Genomic DNA, 924 nt, shown 5'->3' with positions numbered 1-924 from the left:
CAATTAGGAGTGGTCACGATGGAGAATTTATATATACAAGCTAAAGAAAGTAAACACGAAAGATTTAATAACTTTGATATGTTTTTTGCATTTGACAAAAACCAATTTAACGAGGGTCTAGAAAAATTAGAAATTAATTCAGAAGAAATAATATCAATTGGTATGAATGGTTTTATTCGCAAATCAGATGTAGAAAAATTTAATCAAATGATGGATAGTTTTAAAGATGAACATATTAAAAATATGAAAAATGACGACTATGTTTATCATATGTTCAAATATGAAATGGGTAATCATGAGTATATTATAACTTATGATGATGAAGAAATACTAAGTACCTGTGATATAGATGAACATTTATTCATTTCAGATGAAAGATTAAAAGAGATTTATATAAAAGCTAAAAATGATTATATTGAAGAAGTAAACCAATAAAAAGAGGTGAAAAAAATGGGTGAATTTAGAGAGTTAGAATTAAAGTACATTATTGAGAATATAGAGCTAGAGTTAGAATTTCAAGATTTAACAGATAAAGAGATAAAAGAAAAAATGGTAGATTTAAAGGTCGCTAAAAACAAGTTAAAGCATTTAATTAAATAAAGCCTAAAAACCCTCGAAAAATAGAGGGGGGGCTTTTTTATGTAAAGCGATCATTACGTCTTTACATAAAAATAGCCCAAAAGGAGTGAACCTATTAGCGATTAACCCAAGCTAATAGGCTCACATTTTAATATCCAGATGTAAGCGACCCACTCAAATAATCTACAAAGTGTTTCATCATCACCAACCAACGCACAAGGTCTAAACGCTATGTACGTTGGTTGATGTGATTCAAGCACGATCAAGCCAGATAAATCGGCTAAAACACTCCATATAGCCAATTTATCTTAAAGATTCGGAAATGGACTACATTCCCTCACTTTA

3 protein-coding genes are annotated in these 924 nt (G+C 29.5%); 2 read left to right on the top strand and 1 reads right to left on the bottom strand.

Annotated features, from left to right (window positions below; translation table 11 throughout):
- Both M4L39_RS14550 and M4L39_RS14545 read left to right on the top strand, forming a co-directional pair.
- Positions 1 to 435 (top strand): DUF7659 family protein (locus tag M4L39_RS14550; RefSeq protein WP_277582638.1); only part of this gene is annotated, 435 nt, incomplete at its 5' end.
- 15 nt (positions 436 to 450) lie between these two features.
- Positions 451 to 600: a hypothetical protein gene (locus M4L39_RS14545; RefSeq protein ID WP_193014125.1), complete on the top strand. Its 150-nt coding sequence runs from the start codon at positions 451 to 453 to the stop codon at positions 598 to 600.
- A 101-nt stretch (positions 601 to 701) separates the two neighbouring features.
- Here the strand turns inward: M4L39_RS14545 and M4L39_RS14540 are convergent, their stop codons facing one another.
- Positions 702 to 881, bottom strand: coding sequence for a hypothetical protein (locus tag M4L39_RS14540; protein ID WP_277582637.1), 180 nt, complete (start codon positions 879 to 881; stop codon positions 702 to 704).
- Positions 882 to 924: the final 43 nt, after the last annotated feature.

It is taken from the genome of Staphylococcus equorum (genome assembly GCF_029531845.1).
Classification (GTDB): Bacteria; Bacillota; Bacilli; order Staphylococcales; family Staphylococcaceae; genus Staphylococcus; species Staphylococcus equorum_C.
Note: the sequence above shows the minus strand (reverse complement) of the source record. Positions and strands in the feature narration are given on the sequence as shown.

Bases quoted from the DNA above. Each gene is read 5' to 3' on its own strand.
- M4L39_RS14545 (WP_193014125.1), top strand. From the start codon at position 451: ATGGGTGAATTTAGAGAGTTAGAATTAAAGTACATTATTGAGAATATA.